Source organism: Micromonospora sp. MP36 (genome assembly GCF_008119785.1).
Taxonomy (GTDB): Bacteria; Actinomycetota; Actinomycetes; order Mycobacteriales; family Micromonosporaceae; genus Micromonospora.
This window is the reverse complement of the sequence record NZ_VSFA01000054.1, coordinates 1-20,366: the sequence shown is the minus strand read 5'-3', so window position 1 is coordinate 20,366 and position 20,366 is coordinate 1. Positions and strand designations below refer to the sequence as shown.

Sequence of the window (20,366 nt, the reverse complement as noted above, 5' to 3'; positions counted from 1 at the left end):
GCGTGTTTGGTCATGACAGTCGGAACCTGGTTGGCTGACACCCGCATCTCCTACGACACAGTCGCTGCCAGTTACGCAGAGCGCGTGCCCGGCCTGCTAGCTGACCTGCCCTACGAACGGGCGATTCTGGCTCTGTTCGCCGACCTCGTTCAGGTCGCCGGCGGCGGGCCAGTCGCCGACGTGGGCTGCGGACCGGGGCACATCACCGCTCTCTTGTGTGGGCTCGGCGTTGATGCCTTTGGGATTGATCTTTCGCCAGGCATGATCGATGTGGCTCGTCGTGATTACCCCAGGCTGAGGTTCGAGGTGGGCTCCATGACAGACCTCGATCTCGCCGACGCCTCAGTCGCCGGCCTCATCGCCTGGTACTCGCTGATTCATGTCCCCGACGACGAGGTCGGCTCGGTCTTCGCGCAGTTTCGGCGGGTGTTGCGTCCCGGTGGCCCGCTGCTGCTTGGCTTCCACGTCGGGGACGAGTCGCGGCTCAAGACGCAGGGCTACGGCGGCCACCCGATGAAGTTGTACGTCCACCGTCGCCAGCCTGCCCAAGTGGCGGCCTGGCTCCGCGATGCCGGATTCACAGTTACGGCACAGATGACTCTCACCTCGGTTGAAGGTGCCCCAGCGGGGATCGTCTTTGGGCACCGCCAGCCCTAGCTCCTGCGCCTCCAGCCCCGGGGCCGGAGATCCCCGCCGGAGGCACGCTCTCGGATCTGTCCCGCAGCGTGGCCGGCCGGCCCGGCCGATGCCGGCCCCGGAGGTCGACAGCAGGCCGGGGCCGGGCCGGCGCCCCAGCGTGGCTCCCACAGCCGCCCGAACCCGCTCCGGACGGATACGAGAAAGCCCCCGACCTTGCCATTTCGGCTGGTCGGGGGCTTCTCCATGTGTTGCGCGCCCGAAGGGACTCGAACCCCTAACCTTCTGATCCGTAGCCTCGGCGAGGCCGTCCAGCGCAGTTCATTCTCGGCTTGCACCCCTGTCCCTACGCCCATTGGTGTCCTCAGCCGTCTTCACCCGTGCAGCGCCGTTGCTGTCACCCGCTGCTGTCACCACGCCTTTGACCGCGACCGAACGGCGGTCATCGGCGGTGGGTCGATCCGGCTGCGCTACGTTGCCAGGATGAGCGCAGAGGTGGTCCTCAAACTGAGCCACGACCAGGCGCTGGTGCTCTCGGATTGGCTTGAGCGCATGGAGTCGTCGCGGGCCTTCGCTCAGGTGGTCGACGACCGCGCCGTCTGGTCTGCGCTGCACACCATCAGCGGCACCCTCGACAAGTCGCTGGTCGACATATTCAGCCCTGACTACGTGCAGCGCCTTGAGGCTGCTCGCCGCCGGTTGCTGGAGACGCTGGGTGACTTCGACCCGATGACCGACGAGTAGGCGGGGTCCCACTCCCCCGACCGGCGCGATCGTCAGTTTGGAAGAGCGTGCTCACCTGGTCGTGATGCCCCAAACGCCTGCTCGTGGCGACCACTCCCGTGGCATCTCGTGCCCGCTCGTGACCGCTGGGCCTCGCGGCTACTGGCCCGTGGACGGCCCAGCATGGTCCGTCCGTCCAGCGCTATTGACCTTGCGCCCCACCCATACGCGGGTCGGTTGGCCTACTGTGTCGTCGTGCCTGGGTCCGCCGATGCCGCCGACGGACGCGTCCCCGCGCGTTCACGACGCCGACGTGCCTGGCTGCTGTCGTTAGTCGCGGTCGCCGCCTGCTGCTTCGGCGTGCTCAAGTTGAGAGACCCCGTTGGGACCCCGGCTCAACGCTATGTGTCCCAGGTCAGCGTGCGCGGTTACGAGCGAGTGCACGACTACATCGATCCTGGTACGGCGCCTGCCGAGGTTCGCGCCGCAGTCGCGATCTTCGTCGGACCTCCGGACGACAATGTCCTTGCCCGTGTGTCGGGACCTGGGCTCGTCATCAGCGCTCCAACGAGTGATCCGGGCTTCCCCGACGTCGAGATGATCGGTCGCGGTAGTTGGCACGGATGTTTCGTGCACGTCAACCGCTGGAAGACGAGTGATCCGCTCCTGTCGTACTACGAGCTGACAGCCGAGCAAGTGGCGGCGTTCCGGGCGGGACGACTGTCGGTGCTGGATATAGCTGTTGGATGCGGTGGTGGGTAGTTGCCCGCGCCGCGCGGCCTCGCGGTTCCTTGGGTCTCCTGGCCGTTGAAGCGGATCTCCTCGTCGGGCAGTCGTAGACCGTCCAGCCTTCCCGGACGGGGACAAGGTGGAGCGCCCTACCGGACGAACGACCTTGGCCCCGTCCGGGAAGGCTGGTAGCCCTTGTGGTGCCCGGCGAGGTGATCTGCGGCGGCATCTCTGAGGAGGGTCGGGGTTCGGGGCGGAGCCCCGAGGTCTTCGAGCTCTTGCAACTCGTAAGTGTGGCCGGCCGGCCCGGCCGATGCCGGCCGGAGGTCGCCAGCAGGCCGGGGCCGGGCCGGCGCGGCCCGCTTGCGGGCCGCCTTGATCCTTAAGAGGTCAATTCGGCAACGGACGCGTGTCGAGCAGCCGGGCGCAGTAGGCGACGGTTGCGTCATCGTGGGTCTTGCCGCGCGGCCAGCGGTTGCCTTGGAGGTCGGAGTCTTCTGCGGCACGGACGCGGCGGATCAGGTCGGCTGGGCCGTGATCGTGCAGGATCGCCAGTAGCCCGGGCCAGTCGGTCAGACCGAAACGGTCAGCGAGGCGGCTGGCACCGTCGCTGAGCAGGGCTGCGGCTGTCACCTCCTTGATAGGCCGGCTTCCAAGAACCGCCTCATCGGCGGCTCGTGGGTCGGCGGCGGCGACCCAGAACCCGCCGGGCCTGTTGCCGCCCGCGCGTCGCAGTGGGATCAAGTCGCCGACCTGGACGAAGCGATCGGAGAGCTGGAAGCCCAGATCACCACCGAAGGACTCCGAGGCCGCCCCGCACCACCGCACGCCACCGAGGACCCGGAGGACAGCGACAGCAAGCGCCGGGTCCGCTCGACCAAGCGGCGGCAGGACGCCCCGGACCTGCCCCGCCTGCCCGTCGAGAACCGCACGATCGGGCGGACCTTCGAGGGGCACGGCGGGCAGGTGTTCCGGCCGTCGATGTTCCTCACCTTCACCCTCGACTCCTACGGCCGCGTCCACTCCGACGGGACCCCGGTCGACCCCGACACGTACGACTACCGGCGGGCCGCCTGGGACGCCGTGCACTTCCCCCGCCTGCTCGATCGGTTCTGGCAGAACCTGCGCCGGGCGGTCGGCTGGAACGTCCAATACGCCGGGGCGGTAGAGCCGCAACGCCGGCTGGCCCCGCACGCGCACTTCGCAATGCGCGGCACCATCCCCCGCGCCCTCGTCCGCCAAGTCGCCGCCGCCACCTACCACCAGGTGTGGTGGCCACCCGCCACCAAGCTGATCTACAAACCGGGAAGGGCGCCGCAATGGGACCCGACCGCCGGCGGCTACACCGACCCCACCACGGGCCGGCTCCTCCCGTCCTGGGATGACGCCCTGGACCTGGTCGACGCCGACCCCGACGCCCAACCCGCGCACGTCGTCCGCTTCGGCAGCCAGGTCGACGCCAAGGGCGTCCTCGCCGGCACCAAGGACGCAGACAGGTGCGTCGGCTACATCACCAAGTACCTCACCAAGCAAGCCGCCGACTGCCACCAGGTCACCACCGGCCGCCAGCGGGCGCACCTCGAACGGCTCTGGGCCGAGCTGCGGCACACGCCGTGTTCCGAGCGGTGCGCCAACTGGCTCCTCTACGGCATCCAACCCAAGAAGGCCCGGCCCGGGTTGAAGCCGGGCAACTGCAAGAACAAGGTCCACAAGCGGGAAACCCTCGGCATCGGCGGCAGACGCGTCCTCATCTCCCGGCAGTGGTCCGGCAAAACCCTGGCCGACCACCGGGCCGACCGCCGCGAGTGGGTCAAGGCCCTGCTCGGCGTCACCACCGACGCCACCACCGCCCCGGCCGGCTCCGACACGGTCCGGCACGCCTGGGAACTCGCCAAACCCACCGACCCCGACGTCCCACCCCTCGGCCACCGGGTCCTCCGCGCCATCTCCGAACGCATCCAATGGCGGGCGCAACTCGACGCCGCGAGACGTGCCGCCGACCCGCCCGATGTTTCGGCAACTTCTCTCGACGCTCACGACAAGGAGGAACGGTGACTATCTCGGACGTGCGTCCGGTGCCCGCGCAGCTGTGGGAGCTGCCGGCCGATGACCTGCCGCCGCTGTTGCTCCGCCCGGAGCAGGTGGCTCGGGTCCTGAACGTCGGTCGGTCCAAGGTCTTCGACCTGATCCGCTCGGGCCAGCTGCGGTCGGTCAAGGCTGGCGGGTCGCGCCGGATTTCGGCAACTGCCCTGCGGGAGTACGTGGCTCGTCTGGAAGCCGAGGAGGACGACTGATGCCAGGGGACGAACAGCCGCCGGCCGAACGGAAGCCGCGGCGGTCCAAGCGGGGCAACGGTGAGGGCTCGATCTACCTGCGCAAGGACGGTCGGTGGACGGCGGCGTACTTCGTGCCGAAGCCGGGCGGTGGGGAGTCGCGTCGCTACGTGTACGGCCGGTCGCCGGAGGAGGTGGAGACGAAGCTTGTAGAGATCCGCAAGCAGGTCCGAGCGGGCGCGCCTCTCGCTCCCGCCGGCCTGACGGTCGCCCGGTACCTGGAAGAGCGGATGGAGCAGGTCGCGGCCCCTCGGGTCCGGCCGAATACTGCCCGGTCGTATCGGGATCTGATCGCGAAGTACCTCGTGCCGAAGCTCGGGCGGAAGCGCCTGGGCCAGCTGGGTGCCCGAGACGTGCGGCAATTCCTCGCCGCGCTCGCCGCTGATGGTGTGGGTGAGCGGACGGCGCAGCTGGCGCACGCGGTGCTTCGGGCGGCCCTGGAAGATGCCATGCGGGAAGAGATCATCCCGCGCAATGTGGCGAAGCTGGTGCGGGCACCTCGGCCGGCGAAGCAGGAGCGGGAGCCGTTGACGGTCCAGCAGGTCCGGACGCTGCTGAACGCGACTCGGGATCACCGGCTGCATGCGCTGTTCGTGGTGTTCGCGGTGCTGGGTCTTCGGCGGAGTGAAGCGCTGGGGCTGCGGTGGGATGACGTGGACCTGGAGGCGGGCGTCCTGCGGGTTCGGCGCAGCCTGCATCGGGTGGAGGGTCAGTTGGCGACCTTCCCGACGAAGACGCAGCGCTCGACGCGGGCGGTGCCGCTGCCGGCGTTGGTCGTCCGGGTGCTCAGGGATCACCAACGGGGCCAGGAGGCGGAACGGCTGGCGCTCGGGGCGAAGTGGCCGAGTCTCGGCTACGTCTTCACGACGCCGATCGGGACTCCGCTGGATCCGCGCAACTGCACCCGTCTGGTTCAGGCTGAATGCGCCGCAGCCGGGCTGCCCGCCATCCGGCTACATGATCTCCGGCACGGGTGCGTCTCCGTGCTGCTCGCCCTGGGCGTGCCGCCCCGGACGGTTATGGACATCGTGGGGCACAGCACGTTGGAGATGACCATGACGGTCTACGGGCATGTGAGCTTGGACGACAAGCGGGCGGCGCTGGATCAGCTGGGCGACCTGCTCGATGACGAGGCCCCGGAATGACGTTGCTGTCACCGGTTGCTGTCAGGGCCGGTCGCAAGCGACCGGCCCTGTGCGTTTTGCCTGTTCAGTTTGGCGCGCCCGAAGGGACTCGAACCCCTAACCTTCTGATCCGTAGTCAGATGCTCTATCCGTTGAGCTACGGGCGCTCGGTGCTCAGCCAGTCTACACACCCGGCTTTCGCGCGGAGACTCCGGGATTCGAACCCGGGAGGGGCTTTAAAACCCCAACCGCATTAGCAGTGCGGCGCCATAGACCAGACTAGGCGAAGTCTCCCCGGTGGCCCGGAGACCACCGCGCCCGAGGATACAGGCCCACACCCGCCCGGAGCAAAGCGACTACCCGGAAGGGCCCATCCGCTGCTTTCCCCCCGTGTGCGACGTCACGCCCCGGACTAGGCTCCATCGATATGCAGGAGCAGCAGCCCAGCGATCCGCCCCGTCGCGAGCCCGCCGCCGACGCCCGGCGAAGCCGCTCTGCGAAACCGACCTTCACCCCGCCGCCGACCCCCGAACCGCCAGCCGATGGGACCGAGGCCGGTGCGCCGTCCCGGGCGCGGCGGACCAAGGTCACCCCCGCCGTGCTCTTCCAGCCGCCGGACCCGGCCGCCGCCGCGCCGCGCGCCGGCGGCCCCGACCGGAGCCCGGGCCCATCGCCCTCAGCGCCCCGCCCCCGCCCGTCCGCAGAGGCCAGCCCGACGACTGGCGAGGCCGGCCCGAGCCCGGCCTCAGGTACACGGGACGGCGCGGCCAGACGGCGCGGGACGACCCCGGCCGACCGCGGGGCAGCAGACCCGGCCGACCGCGGGACGGCGGCAACGCCCCAGGGCGACGGCGGGACGGCAGATCCGGCCGACGGCGGGACGGCGGCAACGAACCGGGGCGACGTCGCCTCGGCGGACGAGGAGATCCCGGAGCAGATCCGCCGCACCCCGGCCAGAAGGGCAACCACGGCAGCGAAGAAGGCGGCGGCGGAGACGACGACCACGCCGGCGAGGAAAGCCAGCACGACCAGGAAGGCGGCCACGGCGAAGAAGGCGACCCCGGCCGGCCGGAAGCGCGCCGCTGACACCGGGGCGGAGCCGACAGTCCAGGCCGGCCGGACCGAACCGACCGGGCCGGTCAGCGTGGCCAACGCCACAGCCGCTCAGCCGGACGTGCCGGGGGCGACCAACGTGGCGAGCGGCGCCCACGGCGCGGCCCCCGAAGCGGACAGGGCGACTGCCGCTGGCCCGCCGACCACCGCCCCGACCCAGCGGGTCGCTCCGGCCACCGCAGCCGATGTGGCCGGCGTCACCGACCCTGGAGCAGCCGGCAGAGCCCCGGCCGCACCGGCTGACCCACGAAACGGCCCGGGGCGGTGGGGACCAACCGAAGAGCACCCGGCGGCAGCGACCGGACGGCCAACGAAGGCCGCGCAGACCGCCCCGGCCAATGCCACCCGGGCAGAGGGGGCCACGGCGAAGACCACCCCAGCGAAGAAGGCCACCCCAGCAAAGAAGGCCACCCCGACGAAGAAGACCGGCCCGGCGAGGAAGGCGGCCGGGGCCGCCCCAGTGACGACCGCACTGCCGGAGACGCCGAAGACCACCCCGGTGCCGCTCGGCGGGCCGGCCGAGGGCGTACCGAGGCGTACCCCTGGGGAGAGCTGGCGGGCGGTCGGCGGGCAACTGCTCGACCATCCCGGCTTCGCGCCGGAGCTGCTGGCCCGCACCGCGGTGGAGGCCCTCGGGCCCCGGGCCGGCGACTGGGTCGAGCGGACCCGGGGGAGGTATCCGGACGCGGACGCCGACGGGCTGGCCCGGTTGGTGACCCGGCGGTTCGTCCGGCTGGCCGGTACGGGTGGGGCGCTCGCGGCGGGTGCCGGCCTGCTCGCGCCGGTGGCGGAGTTGGCGGCGGTGCTCTGGACCCAGGCCAATCTGGTGCTGCACCTGGCGGCGGTATACGGCCGGGACCCCGGGCACTCGGACCGGGTGGCCGAACTGCTGGTGCTGACCCAGGTGCACCCGGACGCCGGCACCGCCCGTGCGGCGCTGGACGCGATGGGGTCGGCGGGGGCGCCGGCGGAGGGCCCGTGGCCGCGCGCCGCCGAGGCGGCCTGGCGGCTGGCCACTCCGCTGGCCGCGCAGGCAGGCGGGTGGCTGGCCCTGCGGCTGGCGTCGCGGCTGCTGCCGGGGGCGGCGCTGCTCGCCGCAGCGGGGGGTGACTCGGCCGCCACCGAGCGGCTGGCCGCCCGGGCCGTCACCCTCTACCGGCCGGCACGAGCACGCTGACGGCCGCGCCCGTAGGAGCCCCCGCGACGTGCGGCATGTCGGGCCGTCCTCAGCCGCGCGAACACCGCAACATGCCGCAACTCGCGGCCAAGACGGGCCGGGGCCGGGGCGCGGCCCGGGACGGGGGCGGTCAGAGCCAGCCGAACCAGGACTTCGGCAGCAGCGCGTAGCCGACGAAGGCGACCACGTCAAGCAGGGTGTGCGCGACGATCAGCGGGGCCACCCGCCGGGTGCGCAGGAAGAAGAGGCTGAACACCACGCCCATCACGGCGTTGCCGAGAAACGCGCCGAAGCCCTGGTAGAGGTGGTAGGAGCCGCGCAGCAGGGCGCTGGCCGCGATGACCGCGCCGAGCTGCCAGCCGAGCTGCCGTAGCCGGGTGACCAGGTAGCCGACTACGATCACCTCCTCCAGCACGGCGTTCTGCACCGCGGCGAGGATCAGCACCGGCACCGCCCACCAGAGGTGCGGCAGGGCGGCCGGGACCAGGGTGGCGTTGATGCCGAGCTGCGCCGCCGCCCAGAACAGCGCCAGCCCGGGCAGGCCGATGAGCGCGGCCAGGCCCACGCCCCGGGCCAGGTCCGTCCCGGGCCGGGTCAGGTCCACCCCGAGCGTCCGGGCGGGGTCGCCGGGGTCACGGGCCAGCAGGTGTACGGCGAGCAGCACCGGTAGCAGCGCGAAGAGGATGCCGAGGAGCTGGTACGTCAGGTCGAGGTAGGGCCGGGCCGACGCGGACGTGTTCAGCGCGGCGGTCTGCTTCGCGAGCCCGCCCGTGGCGGTCAGCTTGGCGACGAGCGAGACCAGCGCGTACACCGCGGACTGCCCGAGGGAGAGGCCGAGGACCAGCAGCGTCTCGGTGCCCAGGGTCCGGCGGGACACCGGCCGGGTCAGCTCGTCAACGGTCACCGGACCACTGTGCCGCACACCAGGGACCGTTGGCACCTGTCATGACCGATCGCACCGAGCGCAGCGAGGGCCGTGCGGGCACGACAAAGACGTCAGCCCCTCGCAACCCAGGCGAGCCGATCGCACATTCTGTGCGACCGCTGAGCACGCTCCGTGGAGATTCTATGCGGGCCCCATCCGCCGTCAGAAGAAGGAGCGTCCCCCGTGGAGAACTTCGCGCGGCTGCTGAAGGAGAGCTGGACCCTGGTCGAGGCGGACCGGGAACGGCTGAGCGGTCACTTCTACGCCCGGCTGTTCCTGCTCGACCCGGAGCTGCGCAAGCTGTTCCCGGTGCAGATGAACGGGCAGGGCGACCGGATCCTGGAGGCGATCGTCACCGCCACCCAGACGATGGGGGACCCGGAGAGCTTCGACGAGTACCTGCGGGCGCTGGGCCGGGACCACCGGAAGTACCACGTCGAGTCCGCGCACTACGAGACCATGGGGGTCGCCCTGCTGGACGCGCTGCGCAGCACCGCCGGGGACGGCTGGAACCTGGAGTACGACCAGGCGTGGCGGGAGGCGTACGCCAGCATCTGCGAGAAGATGCTGGCCGGGGCGGCGGCGGACGAGAACCCGCCGTTCTGGCACGCGGAGGTGCTCACCCACGAGCGGTACGGTCCGGACACCGCCGTGCTGACCGTCCGTGCCCTCCAGCACCCACTGCGCTGGCAGGCCGGCCAGTACGTCAGCGTCGAGGCGCCCCGGTACCACCCGCGGGTATGGCGGACGTACTCGGTGGCGAACGCCCCGAACGAGGACAACGTGCTGGAGTTCCACGTGCGGACGCCGGCCGGCGCGGCGGGCTGGGTGTCCGGGGCGCTGGTCCGCCGGACCAGACCGGGGGACCTGCTGCGGGTGGCCGCCCCGATGGGGTCGATGACCCTGGACCGGTCGTCCACCCGGGACGTCCTCTGCGTGGCCGGCGGGGTGGGACTGGCCCCGATCAAGGCGCTGGTGGAGGAGCTGACCGAGGTCAACCGGACCCGCTGGGTGCACATCTTCTACGGGGCCCGCCGGCCGGAGGAGCTGTACGGCCTGCCGGGCCTCGAGGAGCTGGTCGCCGCGCACCCGTGGCTGTCGGTGACCCCGGCATGCAGCGCCGACCTGGACTTCGGCGGCGAGCTGGGCGACATCTCCGACGTGGTCACCCGGTACGGCCCGTGGACGGCCCACGACTGCTACGTCTCCGGCTCGGCGCCGATGGTCCGGGCCACCCTGCGCGCGCTCGCCGCGGACGACGTCCCGCCGGACCACATCCGGTACGACACCTTCGGCAACCTGTAGGCGTTTCTCCCCCCGATCCGGGTCGCGTGCCCCTGCCCCCTGGGGCACGCGACCCGGTCCCCCGGTCACCGGTACGCGGGCCGGGCCGGCAACCGGCCCGCGTACCGGAATCTCGCGGCGGTCAGTAGCGCCAGGGGTTGCCGGTTTCCCGATATTCCTCGACCGGCACCAGCGGCACGCCGGGGGCCATCCGGTCGACGTAGAGGTGCCCCTCCAGGTGGTCGATCTCGTGGGCGACCAGCCGGGCCATGGCGTACTCGAAGGACGTGATGACCCGGCTGCCGTCCCACTGGGCGTGTTCCACGTCGATCCGCAGCGGCCGGGGCACCAGCCCGCGGTGGTCGAAGAAGGAGAGGCAGCCCTCATACTGCTCGTCGGTCTCGGACGCGGCGTCCACCACTCGCGGGTTGAGCAGGACGACCGGGTCGGCCGCCCGGTCGGCGGGGCGGACCAGCGCGGCGGCCAGGCCGAGCCCGAGCTGCGGGGCGGCGATGCCGACGCCCTTGCTGAACGGGTGCAGCTCGTCGAGGCGGACCAGGACGGCGGAGAGCCGGTCGACGACCTCCCGGGCGTCCCGTTCCTCGCGGGGCAGGTCGAACTGGCGGGCCGGCTGCCGGAGCAGGTCGTCGCCGCGCTGCACGATGCCGGTGGCGCGCATCCGGTCGCTGGCGCGTACCCGGCCGGGGGGACCGTCGGGCTCGGTGTCCGGGGGTTCGCTGCGAAACCGCCACTGCAGGCGGTAGCGGGCGTTCAGCGGCGGGTCGTCGGTGGCCCAGTCGAAGAGGGCGCGGCCACCGTCGTGGGACCGCTGGATCGGGGTACGCAGCGGCCCCTCCTCGGCGGAGAGGGAGGTCTCCACCCCCCACACCTTCGGGTCGAGGTCGGCGGGGAGGTCGAGCCGGACGGCGAGGTGCCGGGTGGGCAGGCGGACGGCGCGCTGGAACCAGGGGCCCCACTTGTCCCGGCCGACCCGGTACGCGTACTCGATGGTGACCCGGTCGCCGGGGTAGAGCGGGAGGCGACCCTCGTCGTTCTCGAAGAGCAGCCAGATCTCCTTGAACGCGTCCCGGTCGTGCTTCGCCCGCCAGTGCATCGGCTCCCGCGCGCTGCCGTCGTCCCGGTAGGCCTGGAGTTGCAGCTCGGCGAACGTGAGCGGGTGCTCCCGGTGGTGCCGGTTGGAGCGGCCCGGGTCGTTGGGGTAGCGGTCGACGGCAACCCGGATCAGGTAGCGGGTGACCGGTTCGGTGCCCGCGTTGTAGAGCTCACGCCGGATCGCGCAGTGGTAGCCCTCGCCGGTGTGGGTGAGGGTGGCGGTCTCCCGCTCGACCACCAGGCCGGTGCCGGGCGGCAGCCATTGGCCGGGGACGGGCGGGTCCCGGTGCGACCCGCCGGAGCGGCCGTGCCGCAGCTCGTCGTACTCCCGGAAACGCTGCCAGATCGCACCGCTGGCCTCCAGGACGGCCTCGGCCCGGCGGGCGAAGTCCTCGGTGGGCCGGTGCCGGCGCCCCTCGACGTGGCTGACGTAGGACGGGTCGAAGCCCATCAGGGTGGCCAACTGCTTCTTGGACAGCCCTCGGCCGGTGCGGTGCCGGGCGAGTTCGGCCGCGAACGAGTCGGCGGCACGCTCGATCGGGGAGGTCGTCATCGGCTTCCTCGTACGCGGGAAGTCCATTTTCACGTTGGGTGGCCGAACGTGTACGGAAACTGCCTCGTATTCGACACTCGCCTTGACAATCCAGCGGCATCCGTCGATGCTTGCGCCGCCCCACCGCCACCCGGCGGCGTTTTCCACCGACCCTGACGGGTACAACGCGGCACGCGCCGCGGGCCGGTGGAGTGACCGGGACCTCTCCTTCTCTCCCTCGACGCGACTTTCCCCGGACCGGCAGCTGTGGTTAGGCTAGCCTTAGTTCGGGCCGACGAGACGCGCCGGCCGGTGCGCGACCAGACGGGGGCGGATCAGTGACAGCGGTGATGCCGAGGCGGGACGTCGCCACGCCGCTCGCCCCGGTGACCGCGACCCTGCACGCCATGTTCGGCACCGATCAACTGCCCGGGCTCGCGCCCGGCCTGCTGGTCACCGGCGACGAGGCCCGCTGGACCCCGGCCACCCGGCTGGTCGACGGCACCCTGCTGCCGGCGTTCCTGCGGGCGGCGGCCCGGCGTTGGGGCGGCACCCCGCACGCCTGCGCCGCGCTGGCGTGGAAGTCGTACAGCTACTGGACCGCGTTGCCGGTGGTGCTCGGCTGGGCCTCGGCCCGGCGGGTGCCGCTGGCGCACCCGGCCGACGTGCTGATCCACTTCGAGGACCAGCACCAACTGTTCACCCTGGGCCTGCGCGGCTCGACCACGGTCGCCGTGCTGCCCGGCGACCCGCTGGCGCTGGCCGGGGCTCCCGGCGTGCAGGTGGTCGCCGACGAGGCCGCGCTGCTCGACGCGCTCCGCGCCACGCTGCTCGACGCCCATTTCGCCCCACTGGTCGCGGCCATCCAGGCCGAGGTCCGGATCGGCACCCGTACGCTGCTCGGCTCGGTCGCCTCCGGCATCGCGCACGGCGTCCTGCGTGCCTCGGACGCGCTGCCCGGCTCCTCGACCGAGACCATCGGGGCGCTGCTCGACGCGCTCGACCTGAGCGACCTGGTCGAGTTGGTGCCCGGCCCGGGCGGCGAGCCGACCGTGCAGCGGCGTACCTGCTGCCTGGCCTTCACCCTGCCCCGGCCGAAGATCTGCCAGGGCTGCTGCGTCCGCCCCTCCTGACGGCACCGCGCCCGGTGCTGCCCGAGCGCGGGAGGGTCAGCCGACCAGCGGGCGGACGTCCCAGAGCCACACCCCGCCGGTGAACACCGGCTCGATTCCGGTCAGCGCGGTCATCCCCCGGCCCAGGGCGTCGGCCTGCCGCAGCCGGGGGTCGAGGATCACCGCTCCGGCCCGCCAGTAGCGCAGGTCGTCGAGCGCCGCCAGCCGGTCCTGCGGGCTGATCGGCGGCACCCCGTCGGTACGCCGGATCGTGGTGAAGAAGGTGCTGGTGGGGCGGGGCGGGGCGGTGAACAGGGCGACCCGGCCGGCGCCGGGGCGGGTGTCCGGATAGAGGAAGTAGCCCCGAGCCAGCGGCATGCCCAGCCGGGTCTCGGCGGACCAGCGCAGCGGGTCAGCGTAGTCGGTGTCCGGCAGCGGCAGCGTGACGATGCTGTGCCCGCCGGCCACGTAGGGCCGCCAGGCGCCGGAGGTGACGAAGTCGGGTGTCGGGTCGAGGCGTACCGAGGGAAGCGGGGTGGGCAGGATCGGCAGCAGCGCCATGGTCAGCACCGTGGCCGTGGCGAACCGGGTCTGCCGGCGGGCGGCCGGGTGGCGCCGGGCCAGCCGCCGGGTGTGGTCGGCGCCGAGCGCGAGCAGGATCCCGACGATCGGGGTGAGCGCCACCGACCAGCGGGTGGGCACCACCGAGTGCAGCACGGGCAGCCTCTCCAGCACGGCCCACGGCCCGGGGATGCCGGTGTCCCGCCCGTCGAAGCGGATCTGCCGGCCGAGGGAGAAGAGGGCGAAGATCAGTCCCGCCGCGGCCAGGCCGAGCACCACGGCGTTGCGCCGCAGCCACCAGACCAGCGCGACCACCAGCACGGCGAGCGGCCAGCCGAAGAAGGCGTTCTCCTCGGTGGCGTTCTTCACCAGCCGGGCGCTGGTGCGGGCGTCCCCGGCCACCGACTCCCGCGACCAGGCGACGAACGAGGCGAGGTCGGTGCGGTAACCCCGGATCAGCCGGGACAGCCCCTGGTACGCCCCGGGCCCGAAGAGCTGCACGTAGAGCGGGTACGCCAGCAGCACCCCGGCGACGACGGCGGCCACCCCGAGGCCGGCGCCGAAGGTCCGGGCCGACCGCCGCAGGGGTGGCCGGCCGACGGCGAGCGCGACCACCACCACGCCGAGCCCGATCGCGGTCATCAGCAGGATCTCCAGGTTGAGGAAGGCCTGCCAGACGATCACCAGGCCGAGCAGCACGCCGTTGCGCAGCCAGCGGCCCGGGTCGGCCAGGCGCAGTGTCCGCCAGATGATCAGCGGCACCACGAACTGGCTGACGATGTTGGGATGGGCGTTGGCGTGCGAGACCATCGCCGGCGCGAAGGCGCAGAAGCCGGCCCCGAGCCAAGCCGGTCCCCAGGCCCCGACGAGCACCCGGGACAGGAGGAAATACCAGGCCACACCGGTGGCGAACATTCCGACGGTGAGGAAGACCAGAAATGCCGTGCGCGGCCCGAACAGCAAGGTGATCGGCGTCATTGGTAATGAAACGGATAATACCGACGTATTTGCCATCAAATTGACGCCGTCCGGCACATTCATCCGGTCGGAGGCGAACGGGTAGACAAAATCGGTCAGCACCCGCGCCCCGTGCGCCATCATCCACTCGAACTGCGCCTGATCGGTGCGGTTGTCCCGCACCCCGTGGGCCGGATTCACCCAGAACCGGGCGGTCACCCAGAAGGCGAGCAGCGCGAAACTGAGCACGGCGGCGGCATCGACCCACCTTCCCCGCGCCGGCCCGCCACCCTCGTCGGGCCCGTCCTCGCCGGCACCCTCGCGGGCGGCGTCCGATTCAGGAGTAGTCATGACAATTCAGAGCGTAGTCAGGGAATGGCGCTGCCGTGCATGTTTCTGGGTACTGGCGTACTATGTGCCGAGTTCGCCGACCGCCGATCACGTGCCCACCCCCGACCGCAATTCGGCCACCCCCGGTACCCCGATTCCCGCACCATCCATCGGGATGGTTGACTCTGTCGGTCCAGGCGCGGGTCAGTCATATCGTGAGGAATCGACGCATGGCAGATATCACTGGGGATCAACGCGTCCAGTCCGAGGTGCTCGAAGGCCTGGCGACAGCGGTCAACCACCGGAGGTGGTTCGTCGAGCTGGCCGTGCCCTACCTCGGTGACAATCCCATCGAGATCGGCAGCGGGCTGGGCGACTACGCGCTGGAGTGGTCCGAGCACCTGCCCCGGCTCACCGCCACCGAGGCGGACCCGGACCGGCTGGTCCGGCTCAAGGAGCGGCTGGCCGAGCACCCCACCATCGAGGTCCGGCAGATGCTGCTGCCGCACTCCGACCGCGGCGACTACAGCGCGGCCGTGTCGTACAACGTGCTGGAGCACATCGAGGACCACGTGGGCGCGCTGCGCAGCATGCGGGACCTGGTCCGGCCCGGCGGCGCGGTGATCATCATCGTGCCGGCGTTCCAGTTCGCGATGAGCCCGGCGGACATCGCGACCGGCCACGTCCGGCGCTACACCAGGAAGACGCTCGCAGCGGCGATGACCGAGGCCGGCCTCACCGTGGAGAAGATCCACTACGCCAACGCGCTCGGCCTGATCGGCTACTTCATGGCCACCAAGGTCTTCCGGCTGATGCCCAAGGAAGGCCCGATGGTGAAGATCTACGACAGCCTGGTCCTCCCCGCCACCAAGGCGGCGGAGCAGCGGCTGCGCCCGCCGTTCGGCCAGTCCGTCTTCGCGGTCGCCCGCGTCCCGGGCTGAGCTCGCACCGGAAACGGGGCCTCCGCCGACGCGGAGGCCCCCTTTGTCCGTCACGGCTCGCGGCCGGTCACTCCGCGATCTGGTACGTCGGGCGGATCACCGCCCGGGCCAGCGTGTGGAACGCGAGGTTGAAGCCGACGTAGGCCGGGCTGGCGGCCGGGCCCACGTCGAGGCGCTCCACGTCCACCGCGTGCACCGCGAAGACGTAGCGGTGCGGGCGGTCGCCGGGCGGCGGGGCGGCGCCGCCGTAGCCGGTGTCGCCGTAGTCGTTGCGGATGCTGAAGGCACCGCCGAGGTCGCTCTCCTTCACCCCACTGGGCAGCGCGGTCACCGAGGTGGGCACGTCCACCAGCACCCAGTGCCAGAAACCGCTGCCGGTCGGGGCGTCCGGATCGAAGCAGGTCACCACGAAGCTCCTGGTCTCGTCCGGGAAACCCGACCAGGACAGTTGCGGGGAGACGTTCTCGCCGCCGGTGCTGCCGTGCGCGTACCGTGCGTCCATCGGCTCGCCGTTGCGCACGTCGTCACTGGTCAGCGTGAACGACGGCACCGTCGGCAGCAGCTCGTACGGGTCGGGGGCGATCGGTCGTTCCAGGGTCATCGGGAGGATCCTTCCGAGTGCGCGAATTCCTCCGCCCCTTCATACCCCGCGAGCGCCCGCCGTGCGCGGGGACGCGGCGGGGGACCCGGGTTGCGGAGGGTGTGGGATTCGAACCCACGAGGACATCGCTGCCCTACCGGTTTTCAAGACCAGCGCCATCGGCCACTAGGCGAACCCTCCCGGGCACGTCCCCCGCGGGGGCACGTGACCGTGCCTAGTCTGCCACGGGCCGGAAATGGGCGAGCCTCCATCCCACCCCGCTGAAATGATGTCCGCCGTGTGGGAGACACCGGCGGTGGTCCTGATCACCGGAATCATGGCGGCGGGCAAGTCCACTGTGGCCGAGCTGCTGGCCCGGCGGCTGGCACGCTCCGTGCACCTGCGCGGTGACGTGTTCCGGCGGATGGTGGTGAACGGGCGCGCCGAGATGACCGCGCAGCTCTCGGACGAGGCGTGGCGGCAGCTCCGGCTCCGCTACGACCTGGCCGCCACGGTGGCGGACCGGTACGCCGCCGGGGGCTTCACCGTCGTCCTCCAGGACATCGTGATCGGCACCGAGCTGCCGGCCATGGTCGAGCGGATCCGGCACCGGCCGCTCGCGGTCGTGGTGCTCGCGCCCCGCGCCGAGGTGGTCGCCGCCCGCGAGCGGGACCGGCCCAAGCAGGGGTACGGGGACTGGCCGGTGGCCGACTTCGATGCCGCGTTCCGCGCCGAGACGCCCCGGATCGGGCTCTGGCTGGACAGCTCGGCGCAGACGCCGGAGCAGACGGTGGACGAGATCCTGGCTCGGGCGTGGACCGACGGGCGGATCGGGTAAGACTGGGGCCATGCACGCGATCACGATCCCGAAACCCGGCGGACCCGAGGCACTCGTCTGGTCGGTGGTGCCCGACCCGGAGCCCGGCCCGGGCGAGGTGGTCGTCGAGGTGTCGGCGAGCGCGGTGAACCGGGCCGACCTGCTGCAACGGCAGGGGCACTACCCGCCGCCGCCGGGCGCGCCGGCGTACCCGGGATTGGAGTGCTCCGGGGTGGTCGCCGCGCTCGGTCCCGGCGTGTCCGGCTGGCAGGTGGGCGACCAGGTCTGCGCGCTGCTGGCCGGCGGCGGGTACGCCGAACGGGTGGCCGTGCCGGCCGGGCAGTTGCTGCCTGTGCCGCGCGGCGTCGACGTGGTCGACGCGGCCGCGCTGCCCGAGGTGGCGTGCACGGTCTGGTCGAACGTGGTCCAGCTCGCCCGGCTGGCCGCGGGCGAGACCCTGCTGGTGCACGGCGGGGGCAGCGGGATCGGCACGTTCGCCATCCAGCTCGGCGGGGCGCTCGGCGCGACGGTGGTGGTGACCGCCCGGGCGGGGAAGCACGAGCGGCTGCGCGAGCTGGGGGCCGCGCACACGATCGACTACCGCGAGCAGGACTTCGTCGAGGAGGTCCGCCGGGTCACCGACGGCCGGGGCGCGGACGTGATCCTGGACATCATGGGTGCCGCGTATCTGCCGCGGAACGTGGCGGCGCTGGCCACCGGCGGCCGGCTGCTGGTGATCGGCATGCAGGGCGGCCGCAAGGGCGAACTGGACCTGGGGATGCTGCTGGCCAAGCGCGGCTCGGTCCACGCGACGGCGCTGCGTTCCCGCCCGCTGCCCGAGAAGGCGGAGATTGTCCGGGGGGTACGCGAGCAGGTGTGGCCGCTGGTCGAGTCCGGGAAGATCCGGCCGGTGGTGCACGCCCGAGCGAAGCTGGCCGACGCCGCCGACGCGCACCGGCTGATGGAGACGAGCGACCACCTGGGCAAGGTGCTGCTGGTCCGGTGACCGGTCAGGCCGGCGCCGGGTCCGGGTCGGGGCGGGGCAGCATGAGCCGGGCCCCCGGGCCCTCGGCGGCCAGCGAGTCGTCGGGGTTGTAGAGGGTGCACCGTTGCAGCGACAGGCAGCCGCAGCCGATGCAGCCGTCCAGGTCGTCGCGGAGCTTGCCGAGCAGCCGGATCTTCTCGTCCAGCCGGTCCCGCCAACTGCGGGAGAGGGCGGCCCAGTCGTCCGGGGTGGGCGTGCGCGACGACGGCAGCGAGTCGAGCGCCTCGCGGATCTCCTCCAGCGAGACGCCCACCTGCTGCGAGATCCGGATGAACGCCACCCGGCGCAGCTCGGTGCGGGCGTACCGGCGCTGGTTGCCGCCCGTCCGCTCGGACCGGATCAGCCCGAGCCGCTCGTAGTAGCGCAGCGCGGAGGGGGCCACCCCGCTGCGGGCGGAGAGCTGTCCGATGGTGAGTGCTTCGTGCATCACAGAGCCTTGAGTTGAAGTGCGCTTCAACTCCGAGGCTAGCCGCATGACGACGACCACCGCCACCGACCCCGCCGTGCTGCGGGCGCTGCTCGACCGGGTACGTGCCGGGCGCGAGTTCGGCGCGAACGTGTACTCGACGCTGGACGTGCTCCAGGTGCTCTACGACCGGGTGCTCCGGATCACCCCGGAGACCGTCGATGACCCGGACCGGGACCGCTTCCTCCTCTCCAAGGGGCACGCGGTCGCCGGCTACTACGCGCTGCTCGCCGCGAAGGGCTTCGTCCCGGTGACGTGGCTGGACGACCAGGGCGGGCCGGACAGCCGCCTCGGCGACCACCCGGACCGGCTGCTGGTCCCCGGCGTGGAGATCGGCTCGGGGTCGCTCGGGCACGGGCTCGGCCTGGGCGTGGGCACGGCGCTCGGGCTGCGGGCCCAGGGCCGGTTCGACCCCCGGGTGTACGTGCTGCTCGGCGACGCCGAGCTGGACGAGGGCTCCAACCACGAGGCGATCGCGTACGCCGGGGCGACCGGGCTGGCCAACCTGACCGCGATCGTGCTCGACAACCGGTCGGCGAGCCACGGCTGGCCGGGCGGCGCGGCGAGCCGGTTCACCGTGAACGGGTGGACCGCCGCGACCGTGGCCGGCCGGGACCACGAGGCCCTGCACACCGCCCTCACCGGGCACGACAACCACCGGCCGCACGTCGTCGTCGCGGTCGTCACCGACGGGGAGTGATCATGCGCGACACCTTCGTGGCCACGGCCACCGCCTTCCTGGACGACCCGCGGACCGCCATTGTCCTGGCCGACATCTCCGCCGCGGCGTTCGCGCCGGCCGCCGCGCGTCACCCGGACCGGGTCATCAACGTCGGCATCCGGGAGCAGCTCATGGTCGGCGTGGCGGGCGGGCTCGCCCTGACCGGGCAGCGGCCGATCGTGCACAGTTACGCGCCGTTCCTGGTGGAGCGGGCGTACGAGCAGATCAAGCTGGACCTCGACCACCAGGGGGTCGGGGCGGTGCTGGTCAGCGTCGGCGCGTCGTACGACCGGGCGGCGGCGGGCCGCACCCACCTCAGCCCGGCGGACGTCGCGCTGATCGACACCCTGCACGACTGGACGGTGCACGTGCCCGGCCACCGGGACGAGGTGCCGGGGCTGCTGCGCGACGTGGTGTGCGGGCAGGACTCGGCGTACGTGCGGCTGTCCACCCAGAGCAACGCGCGGGCGTACCCCGACGCGGGCGACCTGCGGGTGGTCCGCGACGCCGGGCCGGGCGCGCCGCTGCTGGTGGCGGTCGGGCCGGTGCTGGACCAGGCCCTCGCGGCGGTCGCCGACCTGCCGGTCACCGTGGCGTACACCCATCGGCCGCGCCCCTTCGACACGGCGGGGCTGCGGGCCCTCGCCGGCGCCGAGGTGATCCTGGTCGAGCCGTACCTGGCGGGCACCTCGGCCCGGGTGGTCGGCGCGGCGCTGGCCGACCGGCCGCACCGGCTGCTCACCCTCGGGGTGGGCCGGTCGGAGCTGCGCCGCTACGGCACCCCCGCGGACCACGACCGCTGGCACGGCCTGGACGCGGCCGGTCTGCGCCGGTCGGTCGACGCGTTCCTGTCGCCGGTCCTCGCCTGAGCGAGCACGCGGGCGCGGCTCCGGCGACGAGAACGACGGGACCCCGCAACTCCGGCCGGTGCCGGAGCGGCGGGGTCCCGTGTCGTCGGTGTGGCGAGGGTCAGGACGCGGCGGGGCCGACCGGGCGGCGCCGGGCGCGCTCGCGGGCCAGGATCCAGATCGCCTCGACGCCGTCCTTCCAGGTGATCTTCTTGCCCTCCTCGCGGCCCCGGGCGCGGTAGCTGATCGGCACCTCGTACGGGCGGATGCGCTGGCGGAGCAGCTTGCCGGTGACCTCG

General features: G+C 72.3%; 19 protein-coding genes, 3 tRNA genes and 1 pseudogene. 14 read left to right on the top strand and 9 right to left on the bottom strand.

Features of this window, described 5'->3' with window-relative positions:
- The first annotated feature begins 12 nt into the window (after positions 1 to 12).
- The 6 genes from FXF52_RS27005 to FXF52_RS26980 all read left to right on the top strand — a co-directional run bounded on the left by FXF52_RS27005 (position 13) and on the right by FXF52_RS26980 (position 5,566).
- On the top strand, positions 13 to 657 hold the full coding sequence (locus FXF52_RS27005) for a class I SAM-dependent methyltransferase (protein WP_148801144.1): 645 nt from the start codon (positions 13 to 15) through the stop codon (positions 655 to 657).
- 462 nt (positions 658 to 1,119) lie between these two features.
- The gene (locus FXF52_RS27000; RefSeq protein ID WP_148801143.1) at positions 1,120 to 1,380 is read left to right on the top strand and encodes a hypothetical protein; all 261 of its coding nucleotides are present in this window, start codon (positions 1,120 to 1,122) and stop codon (positions 1,378 to 1,380) included.
- A 417-nt stretch (positions 1,381 to 1,797) separates the two neighbouring features.
- Positions 1,798 to 2,121: a hypothetical protein gene (locus FXF52_RS26995; protein WP_148801142.1), complete on the top strand. Its 324-nt coding sequence runs from the start codon at positions 1,798 to 1,800 to the stop codon at positions 2,119 to 2,121.
- A 633-nt stretch (positions 2,122 to 2,754) separates the two neighbouring features.
- Positions 2,755 to 4,143: a replication initiator gene (locus FXF52_RS26990; protein ID WP_370518027.1), complete on the top strand. Its 1,389-nt coding sequence runs from the start codon at positions 2,755 to 2,757 to the stop codon at positions 4,141 to 4,143.
- Positions 4,140 to 4,382, top strand: coding sequence for a helix-turn-helix domain-containing protein (locus FXF52_RS26985; RefSeq protein ID WP_222870699.1), 243 nt, complete (start codon positions 4,140 to 4,142; stop codon positions 4,380 to 4,382). The genes FXF52_RS26990 and FXF52_RS26985 overlap by 4 nt, the downstream gene beginning before the upstream one ends.
- Positions 4,382 to 5,566: a site-specific integrase gene (locus FXF52_RS26980; RefSeq protein WP_148801140.1), complete on the top strand. Its 1,185-nt coding sequence runs from the start codon at positions 4,382 to 4,384 to the stop codon at positions 5,564 to 5,566. The genes FXF52_RS26985 and FXF52_RS26980 overlap by 1 nt, the downstream gene beginning before the upstream one ends.
- Before the next feature lie 70 nt (positions 5,567 to 5,636).
- Here FXF52_RS26980 and FXF52_RS26975 read toward each other — a convergent pair.
- Together FXF52_RS26975 and FXF52_RS26970 are read right to left on the bottom strand one after the other, a co-directional pair.
- A tRNA-Arg gene (locus FXF52_RS26975) sits at positions 5,637 to 5,712 on the bottom strand.
- 36 nt (positions 5,713 to 5,748) lie between these two features.
- Positions 5,749 to 5,839: transfer RNA gene (locus FXF52_RS26970), tRNA-Ser, on the bottom strand.
- A gap of 133 nt (positions 5,840 to 5,972) precedes the next feature.
- Between FXF52_RS26970 and FXF52_RS43300 the strand changes: the two genes are divergently transcribed.
- Positions 5,973 to 7,835: a hypothetical protein gene (locus FXF52_RS43300; protein ID WP_255472393.1), complete on the top strand. Its 1,863-nt coding sequence runs from the start codon at positions 5,973 to 5,975 to the stop codon at positions 7,833 to 7,835.
- Positions 7,836 to 7,965: 130 nt separating this feature from the next.
- Here the strand turns inward: FXF52_RS43300 and FXF52_RS26960 are convergent, their stop codons facing one another.
- On the bottom strand, positions 7,966 to 8,739 hold the full coding sequence (locus tag FXF52_RS26960; protein ID WP_148801139.1) for a CPBP family intramembrane glutamic endopeptidase: 774 nt from the start codon (positions 8,737 to 8,739) through the stop codon (positions 7,966 to 7,968).
- Positions 8,740 to 8,943: 204 nt separating this feature from the next.
- Here FXF52_RS26960 and FXF52_RS26955 point away from each other — a divergent pair, with 204 nt between their 5' ends.
- Entirely contained in the window at positions 8,944 to 10,065 is a 1,122-nt protein-coding gene (locus FXF52_RS26955) for a globin domain-containing protein (RefSeq protein ID WP_148801138.1), read from the top strand.
- Positions 10,066 to 10,186: 121 nt separating this feature from the next.
- On the opposite strand, the gene FXF52_RS26950 is transcribed toward FXF52_RS26955, so the two are convergent.
- A complete protein-coding gene (locus tag FXF52_RS26950) occupies positions 10,187 to 11,710 on the bottom strand; it encodes a peptide deformylase (RefSeq protein ID WP_148801137.1) in 1,524 nt (507 codons plus the stop codon).
- A gap of 329 nt (positions 11,711 to 12,039) precedes the next feature.
- Between FXF52_RS26950 and FXF52_RS26945 the strand changes: the two genes are divergently transcribed.
- Positions 12,040 to 12,822 (top strand): ferric iron reductase, encoded by a 783-nt coding sequence (locus tag FXF52_RS26945; RefSeq protein ID WP_148801162.1) that lies wholly within the window; start codon positions 12,040 to 12,042, stop codon positions 12,820 to 12,822.
- 36 nt (positions 12,823 to 12,858) lie between these two features.
- On the opposite strand, the gene FXF52_RS26940 is transcribed toward FXF52_RS26945, so the two are convergent.
- A complete protein-coding gene (locus FXF52_RS26940) occupies positions 12,859 to 14,670 on the bottom strand; it encodes a hypothetical protein (protein ID WP_148801136.1) in 1,812 nt (603 codons plus the stop codon).
- Positions 14,671 to 14,879: 209 nt separating this feature from the next.
- Between FXF52_RS26940 and FXF52_RS26935 the strand changes: the two genes are divergently transcribed.
- The gene (locus FXF52_RS26935) at positions 14,880 to 15,590 is read left to right on the top strand and encodes a class I SAM-dependent methyltransferase (protein ID WP_148801135.1); all 711 of its coding nucleotides are present in this window, start codon (positions 14,880 to 14,882) and stop codon (positions 15,588 to 15,590) included.
- Between the two features lie 67 nt (positions 15,591 to 15,657).
- On the opposite strand, the gene FXF52_RS26930 is transcribed toward FXF52_RS26935, so the two are convergent.
- Together FXF52_RS26930 and FXF52_RS26925 are read right to left on the bottom strand one after the other, a co-directional pair.
- Positions 15,658 to 16,191, bottom strand: a complete 534-nt coding sequence (locus tag FXF52_RS26930) for a YbhB/YbcL family Raf kinase inhibitor-like protein (protein WP_148801134.1) — start codon at positions 16,189 to 16,191, stop codon at positions 15,658 to 15,660.
- Between the two features lie 93 nt (positions 16,192 to 16,284).
- Positions 16,285 to 16,371 (bottom strand) — tRNA-Ser (locus tag FXF52_RS26925).
- Between the two features lie 97 nt (positions 16,372 to 16,468).
- Between FXF52_RS26925 and FXF52_RS26920 the strand changes: the two genes are divergently transcribed.
- Together FXF52_RS26920 and FXF52_RS26915 are read left to right on the top strand one after the other, a co-directional pair.
- Positions 16,469 to 17,008, top strand: coding sequence for an AAA family ATPase (locus FXF52_RS26920; protein ID WP_255472389.1), 540 nt, complete (start codon positions 16,469 to 16,471; stop codon positions 17,006 to 17,008).
- Between the two features lie 10 nt (positions 17,009 to 17,018).
- Positions 17,019 to 17,993 carry an NAD(P)H-quinone oxidoreductase gene (locus FXF52_RS26915; RefSeq protein WP_148801132.1) on the top strand — a complete coding sequence of 325 codons (975 nt, stop codon included), beginning with the start codon at positions 17,019 to 17,021 and terminating at the stop codon, positions 17,991 to 17,993.
- A 4-nt stretch (positions 17,994 to 17,997) separates the two neighbouring features.
- Here the strand turns inward: FXF52_RS26915 and soxR are convergent, their stop codons facing one another.
- Entirely contained in the window at positions 17,998 to 18,459 is a 462-nt protein-coding gene (gene soxR / locus FXF52_RS26910) for a redox-sensitive transcriptional activator SoxR (protein ID WP_148801131.1), read from the bottom strand.
- A 46-nt stretch (positions 18,460 to 18,505) separates the two neighbouring features.
- Here soxR and FXF52_RS26905 point away from each other — a divergent pair, with 46 nt between their 5' ends.
- Positions 18,506 to 19,198 (top strand): transketolase, encoded by a 693-nt coding sequence (locus FXF52_RS26905; protein ID WP_148801130.1) that lies wholly within the window; start codon positions 18,506 to 18,508, stop codon positions 19,196 to 19,198.
- Positions 19,199 to 19,200: 2 nt separating this feature from the next.
- On the top strand, positions 19,201 to 20,088 hold the full coding sequence (locus tag FXF52_RS26900; RefSeq protein ID WP_148801129.1) for a transketolase family protein: 888 nt from the start codon (positions 19,201 to 19,203) through the stop codon (positions 20,086 to 20,088).
- A gap of 100 nt (positions 20,089 to 20,188) precedes the next feature.
- Here FXF52_RS26900 and FXF52_RS26895 read toward each other — a convergent pair.
- Positions 20,189 to 20,366: pseudogene (locus FXF52_RS26895) on the bottom strand (glycosyltransferase family 2 protein); the annotation flags it as partial.

Bases quoted from the DNA above. Each gene is read 5' to 3' on its own strand.
- FXF52_RS27005 (WP_148801144.1), top strand. From the start codon at position 13: ATGACAGTCGGAACCTGGTTGGCTGACACCCGCATCTCCTACGACACA.
- FXF52_RS27000 (WP_148801143.1), top strand. From the start codon at position 1,120: ATGAGCGCAGAGGTGGTCCTCAAACTGAGCCACGACCAGGCGCTGGTG.
- FXF52_RS26980 (WP_148801140.1), top strand. From the start codon at position 4,382: ATGCCAGGGGACGAACAGCCGCCGGCCGAACGGAAGCCGCGGCGGTCC.
- FXF52_RS43300 (WP_255472393.1), top strand. From the start codon at position 5,973: ATGCAGGAGCAGCAGCCCAGCGATCCGCCCCGTCGCGAGCCCGCCGCC.
- FXF52_RS26950 (WP_148801137.1), bottom strand. From the start codon at position 11,710: ATGACGACCTCCCCGATCGAGCGTGCCGCCGACTCGTTCGCGGCCGAA.
- FXF52_RS26945 (WP_148801162.1), top strand. From the start codon at position 12,040: ATGCCGAGGCGGGACGTCGCCACGCCGCTCGCCCCGGTGACCGCGACC.
- FXF52_RS26940 (WP_148801136.1), bottom strand. From the start codon at position 14,670: ATGACTACTCCTGAATCGGACGCCGCCCGCGAGGGTGCCGGCGAGGAC.
- FXF52_RS26935 (WP_148801135.1), top strand. From the start codon at position 14,880: ATGGCAGATATCACTGGGGATCAACGCGTCCAGTCCGAGGTGCTCGAA.
- FXF52_RS26930 (WP_148801134.1), bottom strand. From the start codon at position 16,191: ATGACCCTGGAACGACCGATCGCCCCCGACCCGTACGAGCTGCTGCCG.
- FXF52_RS26915 (WP_148801132.1), top strand. From the start codon at position 17,019: ATGCACGCGATCACGATCCCGAAACCCGGCGGACCCGAGGCACTCGTC.
- soxR (WP_148801131.1), bottom strand. From the start codon at position 18,459: ATGCACGAAGCACTCACCATCGGACAGCTCTCCGCCCGCAGCGGGGTG.
- FXF52_RS26905 (WP_148801130.1), top strand. From the start codon at position 18,506: ATGACGACGACCACCGCCACCGACCCCGCCGTGCTGCGGGCGCTGCTC.
- FXF52_RS26900 (WP_148801129.1), top strand. From the start codon at position 19,201: ATGCGCGACACCTTCGTGGCCACGGCCACCGCCTTCCTGGACGACCCG.